Here is a 23,028-nt window from a genome sequence, read left to right on the forward strand (position 1 = left end):
GATGCTTTCAAACAATTTTTAATATTTATAGAGACCAAGACTACGTTGCCAAGCAATAGTACGAGATAAACCTTCTTCTAATCCCACCTCAGCTTTAACGCCAAGAATTTGTTCGCAACGGGTGCTATCAGGAACACGTCGTCTCACGTCTTCGTATTTACGACCTGTGAATGATTCGTAGGGAATAAACTTCAGTTGAAGTTCTCCGGGTGTATTACTCAATTTCTTGATCGTTTTCGCGAGATCGAGGATGGTAATTTCGTGGTTGCTACCAATATTGAAAATTTCCCCGTTAGCTTCAGGCTTGATTGTTGCGGCGTAAATACCTGCAACTGTATCGCTGACAAATGTAAAACTCCGGGTTTGCATTCCATCACCATGAATAGTGATTTCGCCATCATTCAACACTTGCTCGATAAATACAGATTGCGGCCCACCCCACCAAGATAAATGATGTCTTGGCCCATAGGAACCAAAAAACCGCAGCAGTACTACTGGGATGCCATAACTATCTTGGTAGGCAAAAGCTAAATGCTCGTCAAATAATTTAGATACAGCATAGCTCCACCGAGCTACTTTTGATGAGCCAATAACTGAATCATCGTCTTCGTTGAAAGGGATTTTGGGATTGCGGCCGTAGACATCGGAAGTAGAGGCAAGTACGCATTTACAATTTAATTGGCGCGCTAATTCTAAAACATTTTCTGTACCTTGATAATTAATTTTGAGAGTATCAATTGCTTTGCCATAACGTGGAATTTTGAAAGCAGCAAGGTGAACAATGCAATCAATATCAGTTGCTAAATTTTCAAAGGTACTTTTTTCAGTAATATCTTTTTGTAAAAATTGAAATGCTTTGTGGCTAAAGTTATGAGAAATATTTTCTAGCTTCCCCATTGAGAGGTTATCAATACCTATGACTTCGTGGCCAGATGCTAGGAGTTTATCTAAAAGATGCGAACCCAGGAAGCCGGCAACTCCGGTAACTAAAATTTTGCGAGGTAGATTCATTTTCTGACGCTCTCTTATTAAAAATTGAGTTAAATTGTTTACACATTCAGTTATTTTGGACGACCAAAATTACGCCAGTGACGATAATTGCAATGCCTAACCACTGGCTCAATGCAACTTTCTCTTTGAGAAAATAAAAAGATGCTAAGGGTACGAGTACAAAATTTAAACCCAGTGCAGGAAATGCTTGACTCAAAGGAATTGTCCGCAAGACTATCAGCCACAAGATAGTGACAACTACGTAAGAGATAAACCAAATCCAAAAGTAAATAGAGAATAACAAACTACTTAGCGAATTGCTTGCTAAGCCAGCAGAATTAGAGCCTTGAAAGGCATATTTTAGTGATAGTTGCCCGGCTGTGCCGAGTACAACTACCACCATTAAAATTAACCAAGGAGTTATATTCATTTGTAAATACCTGAACTGCCAATGACGATAGTTTTAGTTTGCTCTTTCTGGAATCTTTCTGCGCTCTCTTAGGGGGACAGCTACTAGTAGTACTCCAATGAAAATGAGAACTACTCCAGATACACGAGCTAGAGTGATTTTTTCGTCAAAAAAGTAATAAGAGCCGAAAAGAATGCCAACATAATTTAGGCTAGTCAATGGATAAGCGATACTTAATTTGACTGTTTTGAGCGCGAATATCCAATTAACTATTCCTAAACTATAAATAGTTAAAGCTATGACTAATTGCTGAATAAAAGACCAGGTAAAGAATGCCTCGGCTTTATTACTCATAGTATGTTTCATCAGCAATTGTCCGACGATGCCAAAGCCAACACTGGCAAACAAAGCTAGGTAGGATATTAATTGTATCCGGGAAGGAGATGATTCAGAGTTCATGAAAAATTCCGATATTATATTAGTGCAAAGAATGCTTGACTCACAGATTCAGTAACTATTTTTTGTGCTGATGTGGAGAGTTCTGGGAACATCGGTAATGATAAAACTTCGTGGCTCAATTGTTCACTAATTGGTAAGGAGCCAAGAAAATAACCTAAATTAGCGTGTACTCGTTGCAAGTGTAATGGGATGGGATAGTACACCATTGTGCCTACACCTTGCTCTTTGAGAGTTTTCTGGACTCGATCGCGTTGTCCATTCACAACTCTGATGGTAAACTGATTCCAAGCTGACTTACCCTCTTGGGCGACTGTCGGTAAAACGATGTCTTTGATTTGGCTGAGTTGGCTAATGTAGTAATCTGCGATCGCACCTCTAGCAGCATTCCACTGGTCTAAATATGGTAGCTTGACTAATAGAACAGCTGCTTGTAAAGTATCTAAGCGACTATTTAGTCCCAATTCTTCATGATGGTACTTAACTTTGCCACCATGCCGACGTAAATATTCAACTCGCTCTGCAATTTCTGAGTCGGCGGTAGCTATCGCCCCACCATCGCCAAAGCAACCCAAATTCTTGGTGGGAAAGAAGCTAAAACAACCAACGTCCCCAATTGTGCCGACTTTTATACCTTCCCAAGTTGCTCCGGTGGCTTGAGCGCAATCTTCAATGACTTTCAGGTTATGCTTGTGAGCAATTTCCATAATTGCCGTCATATTGCAAGGACGCCCATATAAATGCACTGGCAAAATGGCTTTTGTCCGCTCTGTGATTTTGGCTTCAATTAACTCAGGGTCGATATTATAAGTAGTTAAGTCGACATCGACAAAAACAGGTGTGGCTCCGACTATGCCAATGGCTTCTGTTGTGGCAATAAATGTAAAAGGTGTGGTAATTACCTCATCTCCAGGGCCGATTTTTAAAGCTCTTAAGGCTAGGTGTAGCGCATCTGTTCCTGAGTTACAAGAGATGACGTTTTCTACATCTAAGTACTGGGCAAATTGGGTTTCAAATTCTTTGACTTGAGGCCCCATAATATAGCGTCCAGCAGCCATGACCGCACAGATATTTTTTTCTACCTCAGCCGCAATGCTTTGATACTGAGTAGTTGCATCAAATGGAGGAATATTCACAGTCGTTATCCAATCCTTTTCAGTTTCACCACAATAATTGAGATTAAAGATAGCCAACTTTTAAAGTCAAACAATCTTCCGAATTTGATTTTCGCCACAATATTCGTAGTGGCGATCGCAGGCTTGACATACAGTGGTTGTGGTAAAATCTTCTAACTTAGCGCCACACTCACACATCCAACCAACCCGTTTTGCTGGATTACCATAGACCAAAGCATAATCTGGAATATCTTTGGTAACAGTTGCACCAGCACCAATAAATGCATAACGCCCAATTGTATGCCCACAAACAATTGTGGCATTCGCCCCAATCGTTGCCCCCTGCTTAATCAAAGTGACAAAATAATCATCTTGTGTATTGCGCGGAAAAGCTGAGCGAGGCGTTTTAATATTGGTGAATACACAACTGGGGCCACAAAAAACGTCATCTTCTAAAACAACACCAGCATAAACAGAGACGTTATTTTGAATTTTGACATTCCGCCCGATTTGTACACCACTGGCAACAAATACATTTTGTCCAATCTTGCAACTTTCACCAATCACTACATCTCGCATGACGTGGCTAAAATGCCAGACTTGAGTTCCTTTACCAATCGTAGTTGGCAAATCAACATAAGCAGATTCGTGGACAAAATATTCTGAAGTTTTGGTTGCAGAATTTGCATCAACTGTTGACAACTTGAGTCTCCTTTAAATAAATTGCCTGACCTTGAGATGCTAAAGATGCCTGAGCCGACTGCAAAACAGTTAAAACATTAATCCCATTTTGGATGTCGGTTAATGGTGTTTGTCTATTTTCAACACAACTAAGAAAGTGTTGGCATTCCAACTTTAAAGGTTCGCCTGTATCGATGGGGATGACAGTTTGGGAATGCTTTTTCAGGACTGGAATATTGTTTTTTAATTCTGCTTGTTGGTCGTATAATACTAATTTCTCATCAATAGAAACATCATCAAAAACTAAAGTCCCAGATTCTCCAACCACGACCAGCCGATGCTCTTTAAAAGGATGTAGCCAACTGGTAAAAATGTGTGCCTTGAGATTTTGCTCAAACTCAAGATTGACCAGACAAAAGTCTGCAACTTCACCCAAGCAAGCACTACCAACAGCTTGTACAGTGATTGGCAATTTACCAACAAACCCTAGAATATTACAAATATCATGGGGAGCAAAACTCCAAAGTACGTTTTCTTCGGTGCGAACTTTACCAAAACTCAAGCGATTAGAATAAAGATATCGCAACTGACCAATTTTGCCGTTCTTTACTAAACTACGAAGTTTGACTAAAGCGGGATGATACTCTAGTAAGTGTCCAACCATGAGGATGTTACTGCTTTGATCAGCAGTAGCCTGAATTACTAAAGCATCTTCTAAGGTTAAAGCTAATGGCTTCTCAACAAACACATCTTTACCAGCAGCTAATGCTTGCATAACTAAGCCACCATGAGTTGGTGCTGGAGTTGCAATCACTACAGCCTTAACATCGGGTATTGCCAAGACTTTGGCAAAATCAGTAACTCCTTCAACACCATATTCTTGTTGAAATTGTGCTAATGCTTGTTGGCTAGCATCACAAATTACCCGCAAAACACCCAATTGAGCAAAATTGCGAACTAAATTCTTCCCCCAGTAACCACAGCCAATTACGGCTACATATTTATCCATGTGAGGCATCTTCAAAAAAAATTCAAAACTTGTCTTGATAAAGTCTGTAGATTTGCCGCAAAATTCAAAGCAGTTTCATTCGAGACCTCAATCCTCGAATGAAACAAAAGCTCACGCAGAAATTTGTCAGAATTTATTGCTTAAGCACAGACAATGCTTTCGCCTTTTAAGCCTTGAGATGCCAAAACATTGCGTGTATCAATGATTAATGATGAGTTATCTGCCACTAATTGGTAGTCTACATGATCATGATCAGTAGCAATGATCACAGCATCAAACTTCTGCAAGTTTTCTTTGGTTAAAGGTAAAGATTGCAGGTCGATTTCTGGATAATGACGATGATTGTTACAGGTTGGAGCGTAGGGATCGTGATATTCTACGAGTGCGCCTTGCTGCTGTAGGAGTTGAATAATTTTCAGAGAAGGACTTTCTCTTTGGTCGTCAACATTTCTCTTATAAGCAACTCCTAAAAGGAGAATTCGAGAGTTTTTGATTGGTTTGCATTGATTATTGAGAGCAGATGCTAACCTGTTAACTACATAGTTAGGCATAAGAGTATTAACTTCACCTGCTAACTCGATAAACTGCAAAGAAAGGTCATACTCTCTGGCTTTCCAGCTTAAATAAAATGGGTCGATAGGAATGCAATGCCCACCCCAACCGGGGCCTGGATAGAAGGCATGAAAACCAAATGGTTTGGTTTTCGCTGCTTCAATGACTTCCCAGATATCTATATCCATTTTGTGGAATAAAATCTTTAATTCATTGACTAAGGCAATATTTACAGCACGGTAAATGTTTTCTAAAATTTTCGATGCCTCAGCGGTTTTTGTCGAAGAAACCGGAACAGTTTTGACGATGATCTGATCGTAGAGGGTTTGAGCAAGCTCTAAACATAGAGGTGTTGTTCCCCCAACTACCTTTGGTACATTCACTAAAGAAAATTTTTCGTTGGCAGGGTCTTCGCGTTCTGGAGAGTAGGCTAAAGCAAATTCCTCACCAACTGCCAAACCAGTTCTAGTTAGAATCGGTAGCATGACCTCTTCTGTAGTGCCTGGGTAAGTTGTGCTTTCTAAAACTATCAGCTGCCCGATTTTTAAACAACGAGCGATCGCATAGGTTGTTTCAATTACATAATTTAAATCAGGTTCTCTGTGCGTATTCAGAGGCGTGGGCACACAAATAATGATTGCATCTACCTCAGACAACCGGGACAAATCGCTAGTGACCTCGATCAATTCGTGCTTTAAGTTCTCTGAAGGAATATGCTTAATATATGAGTTACCTGCTCTAATTTGATCAATTTTGTATTGGTCAATATCAAAACCTAATACAGAAAAACCTTTTTTAGCAAAAGATACCAGAATTGGTAAGCCTACATATCCTAGACCAATAATTCCAATTCGGGCTGCTTTATTTTCAATTTTCTCTTTAAGATTTTTTAGTAACATCATTGAAGTACCTCCAAAAACGTGTTTATCAAGTGTGTAATTAATCAAAAACTCCACCCTCTTGTGGATGGAGTTTTTGGCAGTTGAGACAAGATTTTTAATCTCGGTTATTGCCGCTTTCTATATTTAAAAAAGGGTTCAAAATTTTTTTGTTAAACGATTTCAACCGTCTACCTAAATTACATCAGCAAAGGTTCGTTCCATTTTTCGGAAGTACCAGATGCCACTGATTAGTAAAAAGATGATTAATCCCATAGAAAGTGCAAATCCTGGCCAGTAAAGTTCTGCGTCTCCACCGAGAATTGCCCAGCGAAAACCGTCAATGACTCCTACCATTGGATTGAGGCTATATATTAGCCGCCACTGCTCTGGCACAACGTTACTACTAAAACCAACAGGCGATATATACAGACCAAACTGTACAATGAACGGCACAATATAGCGAAAGTCCCGATATTCCACATTTAAAGCTGCTAACCACAACCCTACTCCCATCGAAGCCGCAAAGGCGATCGCAGTAAATAAAGGCAGTGTGACTATCCGCCAACTAGGAACATAGTCATACCAAGCCATCAATCCTAAGAGGATGATCCCCGAAATCATAAAGTCTACAAAGCTGACAATTACTGCACTGACAGGTACAATCAAACGCGGAAAGTAGACTTTAGAAACCAAGTTTGCATTGGTAATTAAACTCATGCTACATTCAGCCAAAGAGTTAGCAAAAAACTGCCAAGGTAACATGGCAGCAAATACTAAGATCGGATATGGCGCTCCCCCTGAAGGTAATTTCGCTATTTTGCCAAAGACTACGCTAAACACGACCATGGTTAAAAACGGTCTCAGTAGTGCCCAAAGCATTCCAATTGCTGTTTGCTTGTATCGTACTAAAATGTCACGCCAGGCCAGAAAGTAGAATAGCTCTCGATAACGCCATAAATCTCTCCAATACTGCTGCTCGGTGCGTCCAGCTTCAATCACTAATTCTGGCTTTGGGGTGGTTCCTTGATTACTCATACATAAAAGTTAGGGAATGGGGAGCTTGGAGTGGGGAAAGAGATATTTTTAAATTTTGAGTTGCACCAAAGGTTACGCTAGAAGCGCAACTTGAATTTTGAATTTTTAAGTGACAAATTGGAAGTCATTCATGCTGTGATAACCCACTAGACTTGCTTGTCGGCGAGTGAATTCGCCTACGGAGGGGTTTCCCTGGGGATCAACTACTCCTGCTACTTGCTGCCAGAGGTCTTGTGGTGCTAGACAAACTTCATGTGTGCGATCGCCTGACTTGCGGACGTGATACCACTTTGTTTGCTGGCAGTAGTCACACCAGAAAGCCTCTAACCATTCTCCTTCTATAGAAACTGCTGTTTGGGTTGCCACTACCATCAATGCTCTGCGCCTACTCATACCCCGTTGCTGCAATTGACCCGCTTGATCAGCAAATAGCTGATATTTCTGGCTTCTGCTTTCGAGATAGCAATTATGAATTGGGCAGTAAATAGATCTTCTTTTTGAACGTTTCCGATTTCGGTCACACCTTCTCTGCAATTCGACCTCCCACATCGATAAAATAGGTAAAAAATAAGGAAGGTTACGTTGGAAGGGACTGAGATCAAAAAGACCATCAAAGCCCACCTCCTCAAATTAACGACTCAATGTTATGTAATTTGGAACTAGCTGATTAACAGCTTTTTTGTCGAGATGACAGATATATTTATTGTCTATATCTAAACTGTTTTTTTGTCAATCTATCTAGAGGAATTATAACATCTTCTACCATCACTATATTTGATTAATTCAAATCAACATTATAGAAAAACAAAACTTTAATTAGAGATATTTTTAAGGCTAAACAAAAGAAGTGCTGAACTTTACGATGCTTTTAAATTTCGTCAGTTCTACTAATTCCTATTGCTATTTTTATCTCCAAAGCATTACCTTTACTTTCAATTTTCCATGAAATATAACTCTCCCAAAGTTAAGGAATTTGACAAGATAAATTTGGCAGTTTTGTTGGAAAACACAAAATTCATCAAATCAATAGAGAAGTATTTTCTCTTTTAGCTATTGGTCTGACTATGCCAATGTTGAGAAAGTACTAATTAGTTCGTAATTCGATTTACCTAGAGATGCTTTAAACCCTGATGCTGTTTGACATCCTCATCTTTTGGGGATTAGTAATGAAGATGACAAAATTAATGGTGATTCTGACTCTAATTAAGTCTGTTTTCCACAAAAATTAGGTTAAAAACCTAATTTTGCTGTGGCAATCAACCATCAACCTATGGTGATGCTGTCAACGTAATTTTTTCTAAAAGCTTATTTTATATGGCTTTGAGATAAAGAGATTACGCCTTCAGGCGCGATCACCTGCTGGAAAATATCAAAGTATTGTTGAGAAATAATCTTCAGTGTGAAGTGCGATCGCAAGTACTGACGACCCGATTTACCCATCCGTTCCCCTAATTGCTGATCGCGGCTCAATAAGCGAATGAATTGTGCCAGAGCATGGCTGTCTCCGTTATCAAATGTCGCACCACACCCAGCTTCGGTAATCATCTGTCTGAGGTAGGAATATTGTGAACAAATCACTCCTATCGGCCGTCCCGCAGCTAAAGCGGAGTAAAGCTTGCTAGGAACTACTAAACCCTCGGTGGTGGAATCTACAGTTACTAGCGACAAATCACAAGCTGTTAAGGAATATGGCAATATCTGCTTATCTTGATATGGCAGAAATGTGAAGTTTCTCAATCCTGATTGCTCTACATCTTGGATCAAATCATCCCGCTTAGCTCCACCACCAATGAACACAAACTGAATTGGTTCATCTTGGAGTTCTTTTGCAGCTTCTAGGATAGTTGCCATATCGTGGCAGCGTCCCAAGTTTCCAGAATAGAGTACGGTAAATTTCTGCACTAAGTCGTGCTTCCAAGCAAACCAGTTTTCTTGCTTGGCGATTGGGACAATCAACTCTGGGTTGGCCCAACTGTGAATTACAGAAACTTTATCGGCTATCTGCGGGCAACTTGCTACGACTCGCTGCTTCATTGCTGGGCTTAGCACCACAATTCCTTTAGCGCTTCGCCAAATCTGTCTGTTTATGGCACGCCACAGCCGCGCTAAAGGGCTATTTTTAGAGATTACTCCTAAAGCGATCGCAATATCGGGATAAAGATCGTAGAGTATGCAGACATAAGGAAGTCTAAACAACAGATGAGCCAGATATGCCACGATTGGCAAAAATGGCGGAGCTGAAGTTACCAACAACAAATTTCGACGTTGCCATGCTCTCAATAGATAGATGGCAGCACGCAAGGTGTACAAAACTCCATTGACGGCTTTGCCCCGAATCCGCCCTGGCCATAGTTGAGCAGTGCGCGATCTTTGAATTCTAATTCGACCAGCACGTTCAATTGCTGGAGCTGTCCCAGAGCGAAACGCGTACCCTGGTTGGCTCGTAAAAACCTCGACATCTACCCCTTGCTGCCCCAACTGTTTCACTAGTTCCTCAATCAATTGTCCTGTGGGGGCAAAGTCTGGAGGAAAAAATTGAGTAATTACAGACAATTTAATTGATTGCTGGGTTTTTGAAGAATATTCGTTCTTAAAATCTAACCGAACGGAAGGAGAAATGGATTGTAAAAATTTTTGATTAATCCATTCATTAAGTTTCATCAGCCGTATCCTACCTAAGTAATCTTGTTAAAGACACTACTGAACTGCTCAAGCCATTAATTTACATATCAAAACAGGCCTAGAGATATTAAGTAGTCTCATTTTGCTCTAGGCCTATTTTATTAATCACCTACTACACAAGGGTTTACGCAAAATCACAGAACTATCTGCAAGCTTTACTAAAATATTACAGTTGGTTTTTCAGAACTTGCACTGCTTCTTCGTTTGTATAAGCGATTATTAAGGGATTCTTTTGACCAGGGGAACACAAAAACACAGAAAGGGTCTAATCTGCCACGGGCATTTGCTAGGGAGATCGAACACACAAGGGTAAACTAGTTTACAAACTTACAGATATATTTACTTAAAACACTGTGACAAGGTGCTACAGCATTAACCACTATTTATTCTGCATCAATTAGGATTTTTGGATGATCAAATCAGATTTGTTTGGCATTTTTACTATCACATTAGTATTACTTAACGTTTTTTTATCACATGTAGTTTTCAACTACAGTACTGTATTTTAAAATTTATCTACATGTCATTTCCTACTAGAATACCACGAGAATAGCATGTTTTAAATATACAAATAGACTTTACCAAAAATTTATTTTATAAAAATTTGCTTAAACAGAATCTTTACAAAAGATACAACTTATCTTGTATGAATTTTTATGTAGTATTGACTGTAATTCTACTAAATATAATTAGTAAGCTTTTAAAGTCTTAAGTAAATTAAGTTACAAAAGCTTATTCTGAGTAGTTATTTAAACTTTGAAAATAGTAGATTTAGGTATTTCAAACTGCGATCGCATCTGACAGACTCACACCACAGAAATTTCTAAAATGGGAAATTTAAGCTTTAAATAGTCTAATTTGACACTTAATCAAAGATTAAATGTAGAACGTATAGTTCAATAGTTAAGTATAGATGAACTGAACCTGGTACTCTTTTTACAATAAATTTTAATCAGTTGGGTCTACAACATCAGCATTTATGGCTAAAAAACCGTGGAGTTATAGTTATGTTTATTCGTATCTACTTGGTTAATGATATTTATTTACACACACGTGATGATCTTCTGTAGCTATGGCTAAAATTTATATACGTAATAGATTTATCGGTTTCTAACTCTAACTGCACATAAACGTAGCTAGAGATTAAGGTTAACCTCGGCTAGAATATACATCAAAATACCAATTGTATAATTTAAAACGATAATAATGGAGAATCACTCTTCACAATCATCAAGCTCTGATCGCAGTGGTAACTCTGTAACGCCATTTCTCCAAACTCAACCTTTTGCTTTCAGTGAAACACAACAACGAAGCGACTGGAATTTTGTAGAGTTGTTGAATATTGTGCGGCGACGAGCGCTAGTCATTGCTGGGGTAACTATTGCTGTGATGACGACTGTAGTAGCTAACTTGATGCTCAACCGGGAATTACCAGTATATGAAGGCAATTTTAAGCTGTTAGTCGAACCTGTGAACGATGACAGCAATGCAGTAGATGTCGTTAAAGAACCTAGTTCATCAACCCAGTCAGGTCTAGACTACGAAAGCCAAATTCAGGTACTTAAAAGTCCTGAACTGTTAGAAGGAATTATCAAGCAACTACGAGCTGATTATCCAGGTCTCAGCTATGATTCGCTACTAAATTCTCTGACCATCACTCGCTTGGGAGAAACTAAGATCATAGAAGTTCGCTATCGAAATAACAATCCAGATCAAGTTAAAGCAGTATTAAACAAAATCTCTAAAGATTATTTATACTACAGCCGAGAAAAACGGCAGACCAAGTTACGTCAAGGAACTCAGTTTGTCGAAAAACAACTGCCATTTCTACAAAATCGAGTTGATCAGCTCCAGAAAGAACTACAAACTTTTCGCCAGAAAAACGACTTTGCTGATCCGGAAAGCCAAGTAGCACAGGTTGATACTCAAGCTACCTCTGTATCTGGGCAAAGACAAACGGTTAATCAGCAACTAGCACAAGTTCGCTCCAACTTTGCGCTCCTACAGCAACAAAATGGGAAGCTAGCGGTATTAAAGGATGCTCCTTTATATCAGCAGTTAGTTGGTCAGTTGCGCGCATTGGATGTTCAAATTGCTGCTGAGTCTACTCGTCTGCAAGAAGATAACCCAACACTGCAAACCTTAAAAGAAAAACGACAAACTTTATTACCTTTAATCGCTCAAGAAGCACAGCGCGTTTTAGAACTCAGAGTTGCAGAGGTAAAAAATCAACTTCAGACTTTAGAAGTGCAAAGTCAAGAACTCGCCAAAGTAGAAAAAGAACTTGAACAAAAACGTAAGCAGTGGCCAATTTTGGCACGACAATATACTGAATTACAACGAAAATTACAGATTGCTACTGAAAGTCTCAATCGTTTTCTCTCAACTCGTGAAACCCTACAAATTCAGATCTCGCAAACAGAACTTGGGTGGCAATTACTCCAAGCACCAAAGAAGCCAGAGACCCAGGTAAATTCTTCGGATATGACACGTAATTTGCTCCCAGGATTAACCGCTAGTATTTTCTTAGGACTTGGCGTTGCCTTTCTGATGGAAAAACTAGACAATACTTACCACAGTGTTCAAGCTCTCAAAGACAAGGTAAAGCTGCCATTGTTAGGAAATATCCCTTTTGAGAAACAGATTCAAAGTAGTAATCAAAACAACGCGATCGCGCAAGAAATGCCAATAGTTAGAGTCCCAAATTTTCTTATGCAAGAAATTCCTGGGTTGGCTGTTTTACCAGATCAAGACTATAGCAACTACTCGACAAGATTCTTAGAAGCTCTACGGGTACTTTATACAAATATCCAACTACTAAGTTCCGATCGCCAGATTAATTCTATCGTCATTAGTTCAGCGATGTCTGGAGATGGTAAATCTACCGTGGCATTTCATCTGGCTCAAATAGCGACAACAATGGGGCAAAGAGTACTACTTATTGATGCTGATCTTCGCCAACCGATGATTCACAACCTGTCAGATCTAAATAATCTTTGGGGATTAAGTAATTTAATCTCGACGAATTTGCCAACCGGAGAAGTCATCCGGCAATTACCTTTTATGAGTCAATTATCTGTAGTTACTGCTGGGCCCATACCACCCGATCCAGCAAAGTTACTCTCGTCTGAGAAAATGAAGCGTCTGATGGAGGATTTTCACAACACTTTTGATTTAGTAATCTATGATGCTCCTCCCTTAATCGGACTAGCAGATGCTAGTTTATTAGCACCCCATACCGATGGCATTTTACTGACTGTAAGGCTTGATCAGACAGATTCTTCAGCCCTAGATAGAGCTTTAGAAAACCTCAAAATGTCCCGGATCAATATCTTAGGAATGGTTAGTAACGGTCAGAAAAATAACATCCGTCCTTATTAAGATTAAAAGAATCCAGAAGCTTCTAGCTGGTTGGGCGTCACAATTTAAGATTGCGGTGATCGTCAAGATCACTCGGATTGTGTGAGTTATTTTTCTAACTCTTGAGTTGGTTTGTAGTTTTGCTTTCGCAAGAGTTTATTAGTACTGATGAGGACAATAAATAACAGCATAAGCTGGATTGGCCATGGTGCTAAAACCAAACTTAAAAGCAGGCTAATAGCTGCAAATACGCCAGCTAGATAGGCGATTTCATCAGTGCTTTTTTTAAAAAAGTAACCAGTTATTAAACCAGTACAAAGTGGGATCAAAAAAAACAAAGCCATTTTCCGTAACCTCTAAACCAAGAACCGGAGGGGTTATAAAGTAAATTCAAATGATTTTTGGAATTGTGGTTAATTTTACATCTAAGCAGGTTTGCTTAACAATACTTTATCAAAATAATTATAGATTTTCTATGTTACGTAAGCATCTGGCAAATTAGCCTAGTATACTAGGCTGGCATTAAAAGAACGAGCTAGTATAGTACCTCAAGGAATAACTTTTTCAACTAAAACACCCGATGCTGAACATTCCTCAATTACTGGCAACTGAGCTAGACCTTAAGCCTTATCAGGTGCAAAATTCGCTGGAACTTTTGGCGGAGGGTGCAACTATTCCCTTCATTGCCCGTTACCGTAAAGAACGCACTGGTGAAATGAATGAAGTTCAGCTGCGTGATTTAGCTGATCGATATACTTACTTAACTGAGTTGGAAGAACGAAAATCGGTGATTTTAAATGCGATCGCCGAACAAGGTAAACTCACGGATGAACTCAAAGCAAAACTCACATCCTGTTTACAAAAGACCGAACTTGAGGATTTATACTTACCCTATCGTCCCAAACGCCGGACTCGCGCCACCATCGCCAGAGAGAAAGGACTAGAACCGCTAGCGGAGTTGATCAAATCTTTAAATGTCAAAAATCCTCTATCCGCCTCACTTCCAGAGGTAGCGGCGAAGTACGTTTCCTCAGAAAAAGCAGTAAAAACACCTGAAGAGGCGCTGAAGGGTGCAGCCGACATCTTAGCGGAAGAAGTGGCAGAAAAGGCCGATTTACGCCTATATCTGCGTGAATATTTTGTAGAGGCAGGAGTATTCATTTCTCGGATTAAAAATGATCATCCCGAAGGTACAACCAAATTTGAGATGTACCGTAACTATCAAGTCAAAGTAGAAAATATCGCACCTCATAACATGTTGGCGTTGTGTCGGGGTGAAGCTGAAGGGGTACTAAGTTATGAAATTGCCTTCGATGAGGATGTCGTGCTGGGATATTTAGCATCTGTTGAAATTAAAACCAAGATTCAGGAAATTCGTGACTTTTACCAAGCAATGCTGAAAGATGCATTCAACCGTTTAATGAAAGTATCTCTAATGGGGGAGGTAATTTCAGAAAAGAAAGCCTATGCAGATGTTGAATCTATTAAGACATTTGAAGCAAATCTGCGGGAGTTGTTGCTGTCTGCACCAGCCGGGATGAAACCAACCCTGGCGATAGATCCTGGTTTTAGAACTGGGTGCAAGGTTGCTGTACTTGATCAAACAGGTAAATTTTTGGAATACCAAGCGGTGTTTCCTCACCAAGCGGCTGAACAACGCCTCAAAGCAGCCCAAACGCTCAAAAATTTGTTGGAAAAGTACAAAATTGAATTAATTGCGATTGGTAACGGTACAGCCTCTCGCGAAACAGATGAGTTTGTTTTGGAAGTTCTGCAACAAAGCGATCGCCAACCAATTAAGGTAATGGTGAATGAGTCGGGTGCATCTATATATTCTGCTAGCAAAGTTGCCCTCGAAGAGTTTCCCGATTTAGATATTACCGTGCGCGGCGCTATTAGCATCGGTCGCCGATTGCAAGATCCCTTGGCGGAATTGGTGAAAATCGATCCCAAATCGATTGGCGTAGGACAATATCAGCACGATGTCGATCAGAAGTTGTTGAAAAAGAAATTGGATGAAACGGTAGAAAGCTGCGTTAACTATGTCGGTGTCGATTTAAATACAGCTTCTAAAGAATTGTTAACTTTTGTTTCTGGGATTACGCCAACGGTTGCCAATAACATTGTTGCTTATCGTAACCAGCATGGAGCCTTTAAAAATCGTCGTCAACTGTTGAAAGTTGCCAAATTGGGGCCGAAAGCCTTTGAACAAGCAGCGGGTTTCTTAAGAATTCGCGGTGGTGAAAATCCTTTGGATAACACTGCTGTGCATCCAGAAAGTTACTCTGTAGTGGAAGCGATCGCTTCTGAGGTGTGCGTACCATTGAATCAGGTGACACAGATTGCCGAAAAACTCCAAAAAACCAACTTGAAGAAATACGTTACCGATACCGTTGGTGAACCGACATTGCGCGACATCCTCAGCGAACTGGAAAAACCAGGTAGAGATCCAAGAGCTGAGTTTAAGTATGCCACCTTTAAAGAGGGGATTAAGGAAATTACCGATTTACAGGTGGGAATGGAACTAGAGGGAATGATTACCAACGTTGCCAACTTTGGTGCGTTTGTCGATATTGGCGTGCATCAGGATGGTTTAGTGCATATTTCCCAACTGGCTGATAGGTTTGTCGATGATCCCAAGAAAGTTGTCAAAGTGGGACAAGTTGTGAAAGTGCGCGTATTGGAAGTTAATGAGAAATTGAAACGGATTAGTTTGTCGATGAAAGCAGTTAAGCAATAATCAACAGCCTCTAAGCAGGGGCTATCGTTGATAATAGGGCTAAATATGTCAGTTGGAGTAGTTTCTATGCCCCTGCAAGATTTAACGTGTCGCGGAAGTCCCCTAAACCCAAATAGCGGTGGATCGGGAAAACGAGGTTACGAAGTTGTTTAGCGTTCATGGTAGAGTCCCCACAAGTCTTCTATGATTAAGGTGTGATATTTGTGCAAGGGGTCGTACTGTATGCAACTGGAAGAATATTTCAATGTGCTTTCACTCGATGACATCCGACTCAAAGGAACCCGAATTGGAATTGAGAGTATTCTTTACGAGTACATCTATCGCGCTCGCACGGCTGAAGAGATTGCCCAGATCTACCCATCGTTGTCGCTGGAGCAGGTCTACGCCACAATCCTCTACTACCTGCACAATCGAGAAGTGGTGGGGCAGTATCTGACCGATTGGATTGAGTTTGGCGAACGGATGCGGGCAGAACAGCGCCAAAACCCTTCGCCGGCCAGACTCCGATTTCAACAGTTGAAGGCGCAACAGAAAGTAGAGATCGCCTCGCATGAGCCTCAAATATCTGTTTGACGAGAACGTTGACCCTGAATATGCACGCCAATTGAGACGGGAGTCCTCGATAGCGACACAGGAGCGTCGCGTCATTACGAATTACGAATTACGAATTATTTAAGCACTCCTTAAAGCGACAATTGGATCGAGTTTGGCGGCGCGGCGTGCGGGAACGACGCCAAAGAATAAACCAATCCCGCCTGAAACACCAACTGCGATCGCAATTGCCAATGGAGAGATACTCGCTTCTAAAGGGGTTAAGGCTGCTACTAACATGATGCCACTGACACCAACCGCAGTCCCCACTAAACCACCGGCAGCTGAGACGATCACCGCTTCAATGATGAACTGTAACAAAATATCTTGCTCGGTTGCCCCAATAGCTTTTCTTAGCCCAATTTCTTGGGTGCGTTCGGTGACAGAAACTAGCATAATATTCATGATGCCGATACCGCCGACAAATAAAGAAATGCCTGCGATCGCTGCTAACATAATTGTTAATGCACTGGTGATTTGACCGACGGTTTGCAATGCATCTTTTTGAGTATTGATAGTGAAATCATCTTCACCAATAATTTTGTGTCGCAGGCGGAGCAAATTCGTTATTTGAAACTGGGCTGCATCCACACTATCGGCGTTCTTGGCTGAGGCAACGATGTAAGTTAGCTCTAGTCCGTAGGGAGATGTTCGCCCAACAATGCGGTTTGCGGCTGTAACAACAGGTAATAGTGCGGCATCATCATAATCAACACCCAGATTTGAGCCTTTGGATACTAATACACCGATAATTTGAAAGCTAGTATCTTTAATGCGTAACTGCTGACCTATGGGGTTACTATTACCAAAGAATCTTTCTGCCAATTTTGCACCCAGTACCACAACTTGATTGCTGCGTTTCATATCTATATCGGTAAAAAACCGTCCCTTGGCTATTTCAAAGTCTCGCACTTTCAAAAAACTAGGAGTTGTGCCAATGATATTAATATCGGTGTTTCTGTTGCGGTAAGTAACAATCTGCCTGCTGTTTAATTCCGCAGTCACTGCTGCTACCGTTGGTACTTGAGTAGCGATCGCTTCCGCATCTTCTAAAACAAGTGTTTTGGGCAAGTCTAGAGAAATCCGCTGAGTTTCGCGATTACCTGGAATTACAAATAACACGTTTGGCCCTAGCGACTCTAGTTGTTGAGAAACATACTTCTGTCCTCCTTCGCCAATACCAATCATTGCAATCACTGAGGCATTGCCAATCACAATACCCAGCATCGTCAGGGCGCTACGCAACTTATTCGACAGCAGGGTTTTGCCTGCCATATTAATGCTTTCTAAAAAATTCATTATTCTCTGTTCCCTGTTGGCTATTCCCTACTCCCTTTTATTTGCCTTTTGGATTGTGTATTCTTTTGGTGGATTGATAAACACGCGATCGCCTTGTTTCACTCCCCCTAAAATCTGCGTTTGGTCTTTAATTTGCGCTCCGATTGTGACTTCACGGAACTGGGGTTGATTGTTTTTATCTGGTATAAGTACGCCTGTTTGACCTTTTTCGGTGACGATGGCAACAGTTGGCAAGACTAAGGCATTATTGACGCGATCGCCTAAAAATGTTAAATCCACATTTAAGCCAGAGAGCAGTTTATTTGTACCGTTATCAAGAGTAACTCGCACTTTAAAGGATGTCACACCCTGTTCTAGGACTGCTTCGGGAGCAATTAACCGGACATGACCTTTAAAAACTTGGTCTGGATAGGCATCTGCGGCAATTTCTACTTGTTGCCCTCCTTTAATTCTGCCAATATCAGCTTCTGGAACATTTGCTTCCACTTCTAAACCCCGTGCTACGGCGACAATAGAACTAGAAGTTGCCGATGCAGTCGCAGAAGCGGATGTTGTGGGAGTGACAAACGCCCCTACGTTGGCGTACTTTTGCGTCACAATTCCCGAAAAGGGAGCGCGGATAATTGTATCTTCTAGCTGTACTTGCACGCCTTTTAACTGCGCCTGAGCTGCTGCTACAGCAGCTCGACGCTGAGCGATTTCTTCAGGACGAGTACCCACCTCTAACAATACTAAGGCTGCTCGTGCTTCGGTGACTGCGGCTTCTCGTTGAGCAATTTCCTCGCTACGAGTCCCAATTTGCTGCAATGACAATCGTTTTTTCGCTTCCTCTAAACTAGCTTTAGCACTTTTGTCATCACTGATGGCTTGATCTAGTAATTGTTTTTTCTCAGCTCCTTGTTGAACTAGGTATTGGTAACGCTTTACCTGTTCAGTTGTGTAATTTACCCTCGCTTGCGCTGCGTCCACTTGGGCTTGTGCTTGGGCTATTTCTTGGGGACGATTACCTGTACGAGCTTGTGCTAATTGGGCTTGTGCTTGTGCTAACCGCGCCTTGGCTTGGGTAATTTCTTGGGGACGATTACCTGCTAAAGCTTCTGCCAGTTGTGCTTGGTTTTGGGCTAGGCTAGCAGTATATTGACGGATTTGGGCTTCAATGCTGGCGCTATCCATACGGGCGATGATTTGTCCTTGCTTGATGCGATCGCCCTGCTCTACATATAATTGGGACAAAGTTCCAGGATTTTTGGGACTGACATTGACGCTTTGAATCGGCACCACCTTACCACTAGCTGTAATCAGCAGGGTAATATTTTGCGATGCCACTGGGACTGTTAACTCGGCAATATCTTGTTTACTCTTACTTTGATTTACCAACGTGTAAGTTGTCGTTGTTCCCACAACCAAAGCACCTGCTGCTATCAGTCCCATCAGCCAGCGGAATGGGTACTTAATTTTTTTGCCAATCATAGGTATTTCTATGGGAGTAGCCATTTATATATGCCTGTGAATATGCTGTATGGCAGTAGCCTGGGGTGAGACGCAAACAAAGAGTTAGTGTCAATAACAGTAAGGGGAGAACTCGAAATACATTATCTTTGTTTTTTATAAGTAAATTTGCTTAAACTGTTGCCGTTTTCGGTCAAGATTAATGTCTCAATGAATACGCTCTTAACTATACAAAGAACTAGTTGTATAATTGCTTAATTTTCCTTCATATTATCTTGTAGTATTTTCGTATGCCTTCACCTAAATGGGTGACTTTGGATTGCTATCTTGAAAATGGGGGTCAAGAATGAGGGACTAAGGGCAACAGAAGAGGGATTTTCATGCCCTCGTTGCGTGATTTATCATGTGAGCGACTAGTTTGAAAAAGGAAGTAAGCTAAAAAACATCTAAATTACATAATCAAATTAAATAAAACTCTTGTGGGGTGGGCATCTTGCCCGCCCTAATTATGCAAGTTATATATGGAACAGCTTAGCGAGTAGGGAAAGAAACCTTTTTCATATTTGGTTGTGGCATTTTTCGGTGGTTGGCTGTCTTGCTCAAACAGACATAGCAATGACTGCGACAATTTTCAATCAATTATTTTTCGATTTTGATTTGCAATAAATATGTGAATATGGGAAAATTTTTTACAAAAGTAAAAATGCTGTAAAATCCTCAAATTAGGCAGTTTTTTGTGTAAAATTGGTTAATCGTTCGATTCTATTTTTAATTTTAGTACGCCAAAACTTTATTTATGAATCAATCTTCTCAATGGAGTTTAAAAGCTAAGGCAATAACTTGGGCGCTTGCTGTTAGCGTACTGCCTGTATTAGTGGTGGGAACAGCAACCTCATACTATGCTATTGAGTCAGTTAGCAAACAAATTCCTCAAGTTGGACAAGAGGATGCTAGAAGTTCACAAGAAACTGAACTTGCTATCCAAAGGCAACTATCGCTTTTATTCGTTGGAACGGGTGTAATTGCAATTTTATCAGGTGCGATCGCTACTTTTGTAGCCCATCGGGTTATTCGTCGAGTTCTCAACTCTGCGGAAATTTCTACTACTATTGTGAATACACTCAGCCTAGAACACGAGCTTCCCCAGACTATCATTGCCAGCCCAGATGAATTAGCTGTACTAGAGACAAATATCAATTCCATCAAAGACCGGCTGTCGAGTTTGCTATGGGGAAAAGAAGCCGAAACCGAATACTCACAACTATTGATGAAAGTTACTCGTTGGATACGAGAATCATTTAATGAACAAGATGTCTTCAAAACTACTGTTGAAGAGGTTCGCAAAGCTTTAGGAATTGATCGCGTCACCATCTTTCGCTTTAATTCCAATTGGAATGGCACTTTTATTGAAGAATCGGTTGTGCCTGGGTTGGCGAAAATGTTGTGGGTGAAAGTCTTGAATCCCGGTTTTGAAGCCGGGTATATAGATAAATATCAAAACGGTTTTATTCGTGCGATCGATGATATTTACCAAGCCGATCTTACTGATTATCAAGTTGAATTATTAGAACAATTTACTGTCAAATCTAGTTTAGTTGCACCCATTATCAAAGGCGATCAGCTATTCGGTTTATTAGTTGCCCACCAATGTTCTAGACTCCGTTTCTGGCAGCAGTCAGAGATTGATTTATTCGCCCAAATAGTTTTGCAAGTGGGATTTGCTCTCCACTATGCCAAACTTCTAGAACAGGCCGATACAAAAGCAGATAGAGCTGAAGTATTTATAGATATAACCCGTTGCATTCGTAAATCACTTAATGAAGAGGATGTCCTCAAAAACACTGTCAAAGAAGTTCGCAAAGCCATAAGTGCTGACCGAGTAATAGTCTATAGTTTTGACGCTAATTGGTACGGGACTGTAATCGCAGAATCAGTGATTCCAATTTACCCAAAAGTATTACGGGCCGAAATTAAAGACACATGCTTTGCTGAAGGCTATGTCGAAAAATACCAAGCTGGCCGCGTGCAAGCCGTAAATAATATTTATGAAGCGGGATTGACCGATTGCCACATTAATCAACTCGAAACTTTTGCTGTCAAAGCCAATTTGGTAGCACCAATTCTCAAAGACGAGCAGTTATTTGGCTTATTAATTGCCCATCAGTGTGCCACCCCCCGCAATTGGGAACAACCTGAGATTGATTTATTTGCTCAGGTAGCCATGCAAGTAGGATTTGCTCTCGACCATGCCAGACTCCTGCAACGCATCAATACCGAGAGTATCCGTAGTCAGATGCTTGTAGACATTACCCACGATATTCGCAAATCACTCAACGAAGAGGATGTCCTCAAAACCACAGTTGATGAGGTTCGTAAAGTACTAAGCGCTGACCGAGTAATAGTCTATAGCTTTGATGCTAATTGGTACGGGACTGTAATTGCAGAATCAGTTGTGCCAATTTACCCAAAAGTGTTGCGTGCCGAAATCAGAGACCCATGCTTCGTTGAAGGCTATGTTGAGAAGTATCAAGCTGGTCGCGTGCAAGCTGTTAACAACATATATGAAATTGGATTAACCGATTGCCACATTAATCAACTCGAAAACTATGCAGTCAAAGCCAATTTGGTAGCACCAATTCTCAAAGACGAGCAGTTATTTGGCTTATTGATTGCCCATCAGTGTTCTGGCCCCCGTGAGTGGCAACAGCCTGAGATTGATTTATTTGCTCAGATAGCCATGCAAGTAGGATTTGCTCTCGACCATGCTAGACTCCTGCAACGCATCGATACCGAAGGTATACGAATTCAGCTACTTGCAGATATTACTTACGACATTCGCAAATCACTTAACGAAGACGAAGTTCTCAAAACCACAGTCGAAGAAGTTCGTAAAGCAATCAGTACTGACAGAGTGATTATTTATAGCTTTGACGCTAATTGGTACGGGACTGTCATTGCAGAATCAGTTGTGCCAATTTACCCAAAAGTGTTGCGTGCCGAAATTAGAGACCCATGCTTCGTTGAAGGCTATGTTGAGAAGTATCAAGCTGGTCGCGTGCAAGCTGTTAACAACATATATGAAACTGGATTAACCGATTGCCACATTAATCAACTCGAAACCTATGCAGTTAAAGCCAATTTGGTAGCACCAATTCTCAAAGACGACCAGTTATTTGGTTTATTAATTGCTCATCAGTGTTCTTCTTTCCGTGAGTGGCAACAGCCTGAGATTAATCTATTTGCTCAAATAGCTGTACAAGTAGGATTTGCTTTGGATCATACTAGACTCCTAGACCAGGTTGACCAAGCATACCAAGCTGCTGAACTTGCCTCACGTAAACAACTGCAACAAAAACAAGCACTCCAGCGTCAGGTATCAGAACTATTAAAAGATGGCGAAACAGTTTTCCAAAGCCTTTCTACAGAAACAATCAGCCGCACCGAGGCTGTAGAAGCTACTTACAATCAAATTTGTGAGTTAGCTGATTATGCTGTAAAAACCCTGGAATCTCAACAAATACAACTTCCAGGTCAACAACTAAGTCCAGCAATCCAAGATGGGTATGAGTCTATAAATCAAATTTTAGGTAGTATTTATGCGATTCGAGAAACAGTTATGGAAGCAACCGAGAAAGTTAAACACTTAGACGACCTTTCTCGAAAACTCTCTCAGATGGTGAGCGTGATTAATCATATTGATTAGACTTCTTGCAAAAATACTTAAACGTCAGAGACTCAAGTCTCTGCCTAATAGCAAAAGTCCGTTGAAACGGACTAAA

The 23,028-nt window shown here is 40.7% G+C and carries 17 protein-coding genes; 4 read left to right on the forward strand and 13 right to left on the reverse strand.

What is annotated here, in order from left to right:
* Nucleotides 1-18 precede the first annotated feature (18 nt).
* From AC5JMF_RS02055 to AC5JMF_RS02100, 10 genes are all read right to left on the reverse strand, one after another.
* Nucleotides 19-1,011 carry a GDP-mannose 4,6-dehydratase gene (locus tag AC5JMF_RS02055; RefSeq protein ID WP_495794061.1) on the reverse strand — a complete coding sequence of 331 codons (993 nt, stop codon included), beginning with the start codon at nt 1,009-1,011 and terminating at the stop codon, nt 19-21.
* A gap of 46 nt (nt 1,012-1,057) precedes the next feature.
* On the reverse strand, nt 1,058-1,420 hold the full coding sequence (locus AC5JMF_RS02060; RefSeq protein WP_495794062.1) for an EamA family transporter: 363 nt from the start codon (nt 1,418-1,420) through the stop codon (nt 1,058-1,060).
* A 33-nt stretch (nt 1,421-1,453) separates the two neighbouring features.
* Complete coding sequence (locus AC5JMF_RS02065; RefSeq protein ID WP_495794063.1) at nt 1,454-1,858, reverse strand: EamA family transporter; 405 nt, start codon at nt 1,856-1,858, stop codon at nt 1,454-1,456.
* 14 nt (nt 1,859-1,872) lie between these two features.
* Nucleotides 1,873-2,991 carry a DegT/DnrJ/EryC1/StrS family aminotransferase gene (locus AC5JMF_RS02070; RefSeq protein ID WP_495794064.1) on the reverse strand — a complete coding sequence of 373 codons (1,119 nt, stop codon included), beginning with the start codon at nt 2,989-2,991 and terminating at the stop codon, nt 1,873-1,875.
* Nucleotides 2,992-3,057: 66 nt separating this feature from the next.
* A complete protein-coding gene (locus tag AC5JMF_RS02075; RefSeq protein ID WP_495794065.1) occupies nt 3,058-3,672 on the reverse strand; it encodes an acyltransferase in 615 nt (204 codons plus the stop codon).
* The gene (locus tag AC5JMF_RS02080) at nt 3,659-4,660 is read right to left on the reverse strand and encodes a Gfo/Idh/MocA family protein (RefSeq protein WP_495794066.1); all 1,002 of its coding nucleotides are present in this window, start codon (nt 4,658-4,660) and stop codon (nt 3,659-3,661) included. Before AC5JMF_RS02080 ends, AC5JMF_RS02075 begins: the two co-directional genes overlap by 14 nt.
* Before the next feature lie 140 nt (nt 4,661-4,800).
* The gene (locus tag AC5JMF_RS02085) at nt 4,801-6,114 is read right to left on the reverse strand and encodes a nucleotide sugar dehydrogenase (protein ID WP_495794067.1); all 1,314 of its coding nucleotides are present in this window, start codon (nt 6,112-6,114) and stop codon (nt 4,801-4,803) included.
* 171 nt (nt 6,115-6,285) lie between these two features.
* Nucleotides 6,286-7,128 (reverse strand): ABC transporter permease, encoded by an 843-nt coding sequence (locus AC5JMF_RS02090; RefSeq protein ID WP_495794068.1) that lies wholly within the window; start codon nt 7,126-7,128, stop codon nt 6,286-6,288.
* 105 nt (nt 7,129-7,233) lie between these two features.
* Nucleotides 7,234-7,662 (reverse strand): hypothetical protein, encoded by a 429-nt coding sequence (locus tag AC5JMF_RS02095; RefSeq protein WP_495794077.1) that lies wholly within the window; start codon nt 7,660-7,662, stop codon nt 7,234-7,236.
* A gap of 771 nt (nt 7,663-8,433) precedes the next feature.
* Complete coding sequence (locus tag AC5JMF_RS02100) at nt 8,434-9,789, reverse strand: glycosyltransferase family 4 protein (RefSeq protein WP_495794069.1); 1,356 nt, start codon at nt 9,787-9,789, stop codon at nt 8,434-8,436.
* Nucleotides 9,790-11,016: 1,227 nt separating this feature from the next.
* On the opposite strand from AC5JMF_RS02100, the gene AC5JMF_RS02105 reads away from it, so the two are divergent.
* Nucleotides 11,017-13,191 carry a GumC family protein gene (locus tag AC5JMF_RS02105; protein ID WP_495794070.1) on the forward strand — a complete coding sequence of 725 codons (2,175 nt, stop codon included), beginning with the start codon at nt 11,017-11,019 and terminating at the stop codon, nt 13,189-13,191.
* An 86-nt stretch (nt 13,192-13,277) separates the two neighbouring features.
* Here the strand turns inward: AC5JMF_RS02105 and AC5JMF_RS02110 are convergent, their stop codons facing one another.
* Entirely contained in the window at nt 13,278-13,514 is a 237-nt protein-coding gene (locus tag AC5JMF_RS02110) for a hypothetical protein (RefSeq protein WP_495794071.1), read from the reverse strand.
* A gap of 236 nt (nt 13,515-13,750) precedes the next feature.
* Between AC5JMF_RS02110 and AC5JMF_RS02115 the strand changes: the two genes are divergently transcribed.
* Both AC5JMF_RS02115 and AC5JMF_RS02120 read left to right on the forward strand, forming a co-directional pair.
* Nucleotides 13,751-15,910: a Tex family protein gene (locus AC5JMF_RS02115; RefSeq protein ID WP_495794072.1), complete on the forward strand. Its 2,160-nt coding sequence runs from the start codon at nt 13,751-13,753 to the stop codon at nt 15,908-15,910.
* A 222-nt stretch (nt 15,911-16,132) separates the two neighbouring features.
* Nucleotides 16,133-16,483, forward strand: coding sequence for a DUF433 domain-containing protein (locus AC5JMF_RS02120; RefSeq protein WP_495794073.1), 351 nt, complete (start codon nt 16,133-16,135; stop codon nt 16,481-16,483).
* Between the two features lie 99 nt (nt 16,484-16,582).
* Here AC5JMF_RS02120 and AC5JMF_RS02125 read toward each other — a convergent pair whose 3' ends face one another.
* Nucleotides 16,583-17,800 (reverse strand): ABC transporter permease, encoded by a 1,218-nt coding sequence (locus tag AC5JMF_RS02125; protein WP_495794074.1) that lies wholly within the window; start codon nt 17,798-17,800, stop codon nt 16,583-16,585.
* 27 nt (nt 17,801-17,827) lie between these two features.
* The gene (locus tag AC5JMF_RS02130; protein WP_495794075.1) at nt 17,828-19,294 is read right to left on the reverse strand and encodes an efflux RND transporter periplasmic adaptor subunit; all 1,467 of its coding nucleotides are present in this window, start codon (nt 19,292-19,294) and stop codon (nt 17,828-17,830) included.
* Between the two features lie 751 nt (nt 19,295-20,045).
* Between AC5JMF_RS02130 and AC5JMF_RS02135 the strand changes: the two genes are divergently transcribed.
* Nucleotides 20,046-22,952 (forward strand): GAF domain-containing protein, encoded by a 2,907-nt coding sequence (locus tag AC5JMF_RS02135; protein WP_495794076.1) that lies wholly within the window; start codon nt 20,046-20,048, stop codon nt 22,950-22,952.
* Nucleotides 22,953-23,028 lie beyond the last annotated feature (76 nt).

The sequence above is a fragment of the Desmonostoc vinosum genome, assembly GCF_059505385.1.

What these genes read in the sequence shown, in the direction of transcription:
- AC5JMF_RS02080 (WP_495794066.1), bottom strand. Translation starts at nt 4,660, where the DNA reads ATGGATAAATATGTAGCCGTAATTGGCTGTGGTTACTGGGGGAAGAAT.
- AC5JMF_RS02100 (WP_495794069.1), bottom strand. Translation starts at nt 9,789, where the DNA reads ATGAAACTTAATGAATGGATTAATCAAAAATTTTTACAATCCATTTCT.
- AC5JMF_RS02115 (WP_495794072.1), top strand. Translation starts at nt 13,751, where the DNA reads ATGCTGAACATTCCTCAATTACTGGCAACTGAGCTAGACCTTAAGCCT.
- AC5JMF_RS02110 (WP_495794071.1), bottom strand. Translation starts at nt 13,514, where the DNA reads ATGGCTTTGTTTTTTTTGATCCCACTTTGTACTGGTTTAATAACTGGT.
- AC5JMF_RS02125 (WP_495794074.1), bottom strand. Translation starts at nt 17,800, where the DNA reads ATGAATTTTTTAGAAAGCATTAATATGGCAGGCAAAACCCTGCTGTCG.
- AC5JMF_RS02055 (WP_495794061.1), bottom strand. Translation starts at nt 1,011, where the DNA reads ATGAATCTACCTCGCAAAATTTTAGTTACCGGAGTTGCCGGCTTCCTG.
- AC5JMF_RS02065 (WP_495794063.1), bottom strand. Translation starts at nt 1,858, where the DNA reads ATGAACTCTGAATCATCTCCTTCCCGGATACAATTAATATCCTACCTA.
- AC5JMF_RS02130 (WP_495794075.1), bottom strand. Translation starts at nt 19,294, where the DNA reads ATGGCTACTCCCATAGAAATACCTATGATTGGCAAAAAAATTAAGTAC.
- AC5JMF_RS02060 (WP_495794062.1), bottom strand. Translation starts at nt 1,420, where the DNA reads ATGAATATAACTCCTTGGTTAATTTTAATGGTGGTAGTTGTACTCGGC.
- AC5JMF_RS02105 (WP_495794070.1), top strand. Translation starts at nt 11,017, where the DNA reads ATGGAGAATCACTCTTCACAATCATCAAGCTCTGATCGCAGTGGTAAC.
- AC5JMF_RS02120 (WP_495794073.1), top strand. Translation starts at nt 16,133, where the DNA reads ATGCAACTGGAAGAATATTTCAATGTGCTTTCACTCGATGACATCCGA.
- AC5JMF_RS02090 (WP_495794068.1), bottom strand. Translation starts at nt 7,128, where the DNA reads ATGAGTAATCAAGGAACCACCCCAAAGCCAGAATTAGTGATTGAAGCT.
- AC5JMF_RS02085 (WP_495794067.1), bottom strand. Translation starts at nt 6,114, where the DNA reads ATGATGTTACTAAAAAATCTTAAAGAGAAAATTGAAAATAAAGCAGCC.
- AC5JMF_RS02135 (WP_495794076.1), top strand. Translation starts at nt 20,046, where the DNA reads ATGAATCAATCTTCTCAATGGAGTTTAAAAGCTAAGGCAATAACTTGG.